Origin of the sequence: Inquilinus sp. (assembly GCF_039594555.1) — a bacterium.
In the GTDB taxonomy this organism is placed as follows: Bacteria; Pseudomonadota; Alphaproteobacteria; order DSM-16000; family Inquilinaceae; genus Inquilinus.
On the sequence record NZ_JBCNNF010000388.1, the window covers coordinates 1 to 6,484 of the forward strand.

Genomic DNA, 6,484 nt, shown 5'->3' on the forward strand with positions numbered 1-6,484 from the left:
GCAAGATCCTCGCCTATCTCGCCCATGCGGAGCTGAGCGCGGGGGAGATCGCGTCGCGCTTCGAGATGTCGAAGCCGTCGATCTCGCAGCATCTCAGCGTGCTCGAGGCGGCCGGGCTAATCGCCGGGGAGAAGCGCGGCCAGTTCATCTATTACCGGCTGCTGCAGGACAACCTCGCCAACACGCTGAACGGCTTCGTCTCGGAGATCTGCCCGGTCGCGCGGCCGCTGAAGAAGGAAAGCGCGCGGCTGGCCAAGGCGAAGCAGGAGGGCTGAGGCGAAGCCTCAGCCGGGGCCGCCGATCTGCGCCGAGATGCGCGCGGCGGCGTCCTGCAGCGCGGCCAGCGCCTCCGCCTGGGAGACCGTGTTGCCCCGCTGCGGCAGGAAGGGCAGGGTCAGCGCGGCGACGGCAAGGCCGGACGGGTCCAGCACCGGCGCGCTCATATCGGTCAGGCCGGGGGCGGTCTCGCTCGGCGTCAGGTCGTGGCCGGCCGCGGCGATGCCCTCCAGCCGCGCCAGGATGTCCTCGACCGCGATCCCGTCCCGCTCCGCGATCGCCCGCACCATCTCGCCGCGCCGCGGTTCGCGCTGGAACGCCGTGAGGATGCGGGCGGAGACGAGATGCATCGACAGGGGGAACACCGCGCCCAGCTTCACCGTCCAGCCCATCGGCCGGTCCGGCTCGGCCTGAGCCAGGATCAGGAAATGCCCGCCGCTGGCCATGCTAAGATGGCAGGCGAGGCCGACCTGGGCCGCCAGTGCCTCCATCACCGGCAGCGCCGCCTGCTGCAGCCGCCGGGTCGGCGGATGCTGGGTGCCGAGCTGGAACAGCCGCAGCGTCAGCCGGTATTCGCCGGTCTTCAGGTCGCGGGCGACATAGCCGCGCCGCTCCAGCACCCCGAGCATGCGGAAGATCTCGCCGACCGACCGGCCGACCCGCGCCGCCAGCGACTTCTGGTTGATGCCGTCCGGCTCGGCCGCCAGCGCCTCCAGCAGGTCCAGCCCCTTCTCCAGCGCTGGGGCGCCCGGCCGGGCCGCGCCGCCCTCATCGCTGGCATTGACATCGCGATCCATCTGGTCTTCCATATTTGAAATCGTAACGACACCAATGAAACTAGAGCATCGTCAAGATGCCCGACATCGGAGGAGCGCCATGAAGATGCTGTCCCCGGAAGCGGTGGAGCACTACCGGACGCACGGCTACTATGCCCCGATCCGGGTGCTGTCGCCCGACGAGGCGACGCAGATCCGCCGCCATCTCGAAGCGCATGAGAGCGTGCACGGGACGCTGAAGGGCCCGATGCGCCACAAGAGCCACCTCCTGTTCACCTGGCTGGACGGGCTGATCCGCCATCCCGCCATCCTCGACGCGGTTGAGGATATCATCGGCCCGAACATCCTGGTCTGGGGTTCAAGCTTCTTCATCAAGGAGCCGCGCGACCCCGGCTTCGTCTCCTGGCACCAGGATTCGACCTATTGGGGCCTCGACCCGGCCGACATCGTCACCGCCTGGGTGGCGCTGTCCGAGAGCACGGCCGAGAACGGCGCGATGCGGGTGATCCCGGACAGCCACCTGATGGAGCAGGTGCCGCATCGCGACACCTTCGCCGCCAACAACCTGCTGTCGCGCGGCCAGGAGATCGCGGTCGAGGTCGACGAGTCGCGGGCCCGGATGCTCGAGCTGCAGCCCGGCGAGATGTCGCTGCACCATGTCCGGCTGATCCACGGATCGGACCCCAACCCGTCGGGCAAGCGCCGGATCGGCTTCGCCATCCGTTACCTGCCGACCTATGTCCGCCAGATCGTCGGCACTCATGATGCCGCGACCCTGGTCCGCGGTGTCGACGCGTTCGGCAATTTCGAGCCGGAGCAGCGGCCGGAGTCTGACCTGTCCGAGGCGGCGCTGGCCTTCCACGCCCAGGTCACCGGCGCCCATCAGCAGATCCTGATGCGCGGCACCGGCCGCCCGCCGGCCATGTAGCGGCCGGCCACCGACCGCCCATCCCGGGCGGCGGTCCGAAACGCCACCGGCCGGCAAAGGCCGGATCATAGGGGGAGGGACGCCATGGGAGCGCGGTTGCGCTGGTTCATCGTCTTCCTGTTGTTCCTGGGCGGCGGCATCAGCTACCTGGACCGGGCGGCGCTATCGATCGCGGCGCCGCTGATCGCCGACGACCTCGGGCTCGACCCCGCCCGCCTCGGCATCGTCTTCAGCAGTTTCTTCTTCGGCTATGCCCTGTTCTGCTTCGTCGGCGGCTGGGCGTCGGACAGATTCGGGCCGAAGAACGTGTTCACCCTGGCGATGACCGTCTGGTCGGTGTTCTGCGGGCTGACCGCCGCCGCCACAAGCCTGGCCTTCCTGCTGGTGGTGCGGGTGGTCTTCGGCATGGGCGAGGGGCCGTTCAGCGCCACCGCCAACAAGGTGGTCAGCAACTGGTTCCCGCGCCGCGAGCAGGCGACCGCCGTCGGCCTCGCCAATGCCGGGCAGCCGATCGGCGCAGCCCTGGCCGGGCCGGTGGTCGGGTCGATCGCCATGCTGGCGGGCTGGCGCATCTCCTTCATCGTCATCGCCGGGATCGGGCTGGCCTGGGTCGTGGCCTGGGCGCTGCTGGCAACCGACCGGCCGGAGCAGCACCGCTGGCTCGGCAATGTCGAGCGCAAGGAGCTGCAGGAGGAGCGGGCGAAGCCGCCGGCGGTGACGGCCCGGCTGCCGCTCTCCGCCTATCTGCGCCGGCCGGCGATCCTGGCCACCGCCTTCGCCTTCTTCGGCTACGCCTATATCCTCTATTTCTTCCTGTCCTGGTTCCCGACCTACCTGGTCAGGGCGCAGGGCCTCAGCATCGGCACGATGGGCGTGGTCAACGCCATCCCCTGGGTGGTCGGCTGCCTCGGCATGGTGCTGGGCGGCATGGTCTGCGACCGACTCTACCAGCGCACCGGCAACGCCGTGTTCGCGCGCAAGCTGATCCTGGTCGGCAGCCTGGCCATCGCGGCGATCTGTGTGGCGCTGGCCGGCGTGGTTACCGGCGTATACGGCGTGGTGGCGCTGATGGCGGTCTCGGTCTTCTTCATGTACCTGACCGCCAACACCTACTGGGCGATCATCCTCGACACGGTGGAGGAGGGGCGGGTCGGCAGCGTCGGCGGCTTCGTCCACCTGATCGCCAACCTCGCCGGCATCGTGGCGCCGTCAGTCACCGGCTTCATGGTCGAATGGTCGGGCAGCTTCGCCGGCGCCTTCGTGCTGACCGGCGCCATCGCCATCGTTGGCGCGCTGTCGGTCGCGGTCTTCGTGCGCAGCCCGGCGTCCGGAGCCGAGGCGCCGGTGCCAATGCGCGAGAGCCTGGCCAGCGCGATGGTCCCGAGGCGGTAAGGGCTGTCGCCGCCCGTCCAGGTTAGGTGCGCGGGCGTTCGATCACCCCGAGATCCGCGGTCAGGGATACGATCCGGCCGGCATCGTCCAGGCCGAAATAGGAGATGTAGTAGCCGTCGCCGAAGCCGGTCGAGAACATGGCGACGCTGCCCGGCCCGAACGGCCGGACCAGCCAAGTCACGCCACTCGTCTGATGAGCATTCAGGGCGGCGGTCAGCTGCCGCTTCGTGCTGGGGTCGGCCGCTGCCGCCAGATACGGCCCCTGGACGGCAGCGTCCATGAAGCTGCCGGTGCCGTTCTCGACCGGAAAGCCGAAATTGTAGTCCGTCTGTGAGCCATCCAGGGATTCGCCCGGCGGCAACGCCATCTCCCAGCGCACCGCCGGCCGGGCGGAGAAGAGGATCCGGGCATAGGCCACCCGCTGCTCGCCGGACGGTGTCCGGGTCACCGCCAGCTGCACCGGAAAGCGGCCGGTGGGAACGGCCTTGGTAAAGGGAATGCCGGGCTCGCAGGCGAACGGGTCGCAAACCACGATGCGGCCGCTTGGGATCTCGATATCGCCGGCCACGACAGTCGAAAACTCGACGGGCTTGCCGTTGGTGCTGATCCGGGCTTTGGCCCCGGCCTCGAAGGCACTGCCGATCAGGGCCGAGGGCGGTATCTGCCCGTTGTCGGTGCGGGCAGCGGCGCAGGCCGCGAGAAGAAGCAGCCCCGCCAGTGGCGGGACACGTCTGACCCAGCCCAGCAGGTTATTTGCGATGTCCATGATCCCCCTCCCGTAGCAGCAGATCCCGCCTCTGCCGGGCAGGTTCGTCGATTCTATTTGCCGTCGCGCCACTCCACCACGGTCACGACGCCGCGACCATCTCCGGGTCGCGGTTCGGCCGTTCCGGCGCCGCCAGTTCGCCGCGCTCCGCCGCCTCCTGCTGCCGGCGCCACATCTCGGCATAGCGGCCGTCCTCGGCCAGCAGCTGGGCGTGGCTACCGCGCTCGGCGATGCGGCCATCGGCCAGCACGATGATCTCGTCGGCGTCGATCACGGTCGACAGGCGATGGGCGATCACCAGCGTGGTCTTGCCCTGGCTGACCTCGCGCAGATTGGCCTGGATCTCGCGCTCGGTGTTGGTGTCGAGCGCAGAGGTCGCCTCGTCGAACAGCAGGATCGCCGGGTCCTTCAGGATGGTGCGGGCGATCGCCACGCGCTGCTTCTCGCCGCCCGACAGCTTCAGCCCGCGCTCGCCGACCTTGGTGTCGTAGCCGTCCGGCAGGCGCAGCACGAAGTCGTGGATGCGCGCCATCTGGGCGGCCGCGACCACCTCCTCGTCGCTCGCCCCCGGCCGGCCATAGGCGATGTTGTAGCGGATGGTGTCGTTGAACAGCACCGTGTCCTGCGGAACGATGCCGATGGCGCCGCGCAGGCTGGCCTGGGTGATGTCGCGGATATCCTGCCCGTCGATCCGCACCGCCCCGGCGGTGACGTCGTAGAAGCGGAACAGCAGGCGGCTGATGGTCGACTTGCCGGCGCCGGTCGGGCCGACGATGGCGACGGTGTTGCCGGCCGGCACGGTGAAGGTCACGCCCTTCAGGATGGCGCGGCGCGGGTCGTAGCCGAACTCGACATCGGTGAAGCTGACCGTGCCGCCCTGCACCTGCAGCGGCCGGGCGCCCGGCGCGTCCGTCACCTCCTGCGGCACGCCGAGCAGCGAGAACATCTTCTCGATGTCGACCAGCGCCTGCTTCACCTCGCGATAGACGAAGCCGAAGAAGTTCAGCGGCAGGTACAGCTGGATCAGATAGGTGTTGGCCAGCACGAAGTCGCCGACCGTCAGCCGGCCGTCGACGATACCGGCGGCGGCCATCCACATCACCGCGGTCAGGCCGATGGCGATGATCGCGGCCTGGCCGATGTTCAGCAGCGACAGCGACACCTGGCTGCGCACCGCCGCCCGCTCGTAGCGGATCAGCGACGCCTCGTAGCGCCGGGCCTCGTGGTCCTCATTGCCGAAATACTTGACGGTCTCGAAGTTCAGCAGGCTGTCGATCGCCTTGGTGTTGGCCTCCTGGTCGGTCTCGTTCATCTGCCGGCGGTACTTGGTCCGCCATTCCGTCACCCACAGGGTGAAGGCGATGTAGAGGACGACGGTGGCCAGCGTCACCAGGGCGAACCACAGGTCGAGGATCCACCACAGCACGGCGACCACGAACAGGATCTCGACCAGCGTCGGCAGGATGTTGAACAGCATGAAGCGCAGCAACGTATCGATCGCCGCATTGCCGCGCTCGATCGCCCGCGACAGGCCGCCGGTCTGGCGGTCGAGATGGAAGCGCAGCGACAGGCTGTGCAGGTGCTGGAACGTCGCCAGGCCGGTGCGGCGGATGGCGCGCTGCGCCACCTTGGCGAAGATCGCGTCGCGCAGCTCGCCGAAGGCCAGGCTCAGCACCCGGGCCGCGCCATAGGCCAGGATGACGCCGACCGGCAGGATCAGCGGCAGCCCGCCCTTGACCGACAGCGCGTCGATCGCCTGCTTGTAGAAGATCGGGGTGTAGACGCTGGCGACCTTGGCCGCGATCAGCAGCAGCACCGCCAGCACCACCCGGACCCGCATCTCCAGCTGGCCGGCCGGCCAGAGATAGGGGGCGAGCGAGCGCAAAGGGTGGCGGCCCTTGGCGGCGTCGATGACGGAAGGGGGCGTGGCGGCGTTCATGGCGCGTACCCTAAGCGGGCGCCTCGCGGGCGGGAAGGGCAAAGCCGCGCCCGGCGACTTGTCAGCAATCTTGATAAAATTGTATGTTTATGTTGCTGCATGGCAACGCAGTGTGACTTTCACGGTCTCGTCACGCCAAAAGGACTCCTCTCCTCTCGCACTCGCGCTACGTATCTGAAGATTGCTGGAGTTTCCCGTTATGCGACGCTTGGCTGTCCCGCTTCTGTCCTTGCTGCTCGGCGCGGCGGTGCTGCCGGCTGTGGCGCAAGCCGGGTTGACGCCGGGAGCCTCGGCCGAGATCGCGACGCTGTCCGACCCGCGCGCGGCGATCGAGGCCGCGATCGGCGACGCCGGGACGATCACGGTCGGCGGCGTGGTGCTGAAGGCGCAGACCGTCCGCGATCTCT

At 68.8% G+C, this 6,484-nt stretch carries 7 protein-coding genes; 4 read left to right on the forward strand and 3 right to left on the reverse strand.

All coding sequences use genetic code 11. From position 1 onward, the window contains the following. On the forward strand, positions 1-275 hold a 275-nt coding region (locus ABDW35_RS29370), incomplete at its 5' end, for a metalloregulator ArsR/SmtB family transcription factor (RefSeq protein ID WP_343717395.1). Positions 276-284: 9 nt separating this feature from the next. Here ABDW35_RS29370 and ABDW35_RS29375 read toward each other — a convergent pair. Continuing rightward, entirely contained in the window at positions 285-1,073 is a 789-nt protein-coding gene (locus ABDW35_RS29375; RefSeq protein WP_343717396.1) for an IclR family transcriptional regulator, read from the reverse strand. Between the two features lie 79 nt (positions 1,074-1,152). Between ABDW35_RS29375 and ABDW35_RS29380 the strand changes: the two genes are divergently transcribed. Further along, a complete protein-coding gene (locus ABDW35_RS29380; RefSeq protein WP_343717397.1) occupies positions 1,153-1,980 on the forward strand; it encodes a phytanoyl-CoA dioxygenase family protein in 828 nt (275 codons plus the stop codon). Between the two features lie 84 nt (positions 1,981-2,064). Further along, on the forward strand, positions 2,065-3,372 hold the full coding sequence (locus tag ABDW35_RS29385; protein WP_343717398.1) for an MFS transporter: 1,308 nt from the start codon (positions 2,065-2,067) through the stop codon (positions 3,370-3,372). A 22-nt stretch (positions 3,373-3,394) separates the two neighbouring features. Here ABDW35_RS29385 and ABDW35_RS29390 read toward each other — a convergent pair whose 3' ends face one another. Both ABDW35_RS29390 and ABDW35_RS29395 read right to left on the reverse strand, forming a co-directional pair. Continuing rightward, entirely contained in the window at positions 3,395-4,138 is a 744-nt protein-coding gene (locus tag ABDW35_RS29390) for a DUF4241 domain-containing protein (RefSeq protein WP_343717399.1), read from the reverse strand. 82 nt (positions 4,139-4,220) lie between these two features. Next, positions 4,221-6,077: an ABC transporter ATP-binding protein/permease gene (locus tag ABDW35_RS29395; RefSeq protein ID WP_343717400.1), complete on the reverse strand. Its 1,857-nt coding sequence runs from the start codon at positions 6,075-6,077 to the stop codon at positions 4,221-4,223. Positions 6,078-6,276: 199 nt separating this feature from the next. Here ABDW35_RS29395 and ABDW35_RS29400 point away from each other — a divergent pair. Continuing rightward, positions 6,277-6,484, forward strand: a 208-nt coding sequence (locus tag ABDW35_RS29400; RefSeq protein ID WP_343717401.1) for a hypothetical protein, incomplete at its 3' end; no start/stop codon positions are given.

Excerpts from the sequence above, each read along its gene's own strand:
- ABDW35_RS29380 (WP_343717397.1), top strand. The coding sequence starts at position 1,153 with ATGAAGATGCTGTCCCCGGAAGCGGTGGAGCACTACCGGACGCACGGC.
- ABDW35_RS29390 (WP_343717399.1), bottom strand. The coding sequence starts at position 4,138 with ATGGACATCGCAAATAACCTGCTGGGCTGGGTCAGACGTGTCCCGCCA.
- ABDW35_RS29385 (WP_343717398.1), top strand. The coding sequence starts at position 2,065 with ATGGGAGCGCGGTTGCGCTGGTTCATCGTCTTCCTGTTGTTCCTGGGC.
- ABDW35_RS29375 (WP_343717396.1), bottom strand. The coding sequence starts at position 1,073 with ATGGATCGCGATGTCAATGCCAGCGATGAGGGCGGCGCGGCCCGGCCG.
- ABDW35_RS29395 (WP_343717400.1), bottom strand. The coding sequence starts at position 6,077 with ATGAACGCCGCCACGCCCCCTTCCGTCATCGACGCCGCCAAGGGCCGC.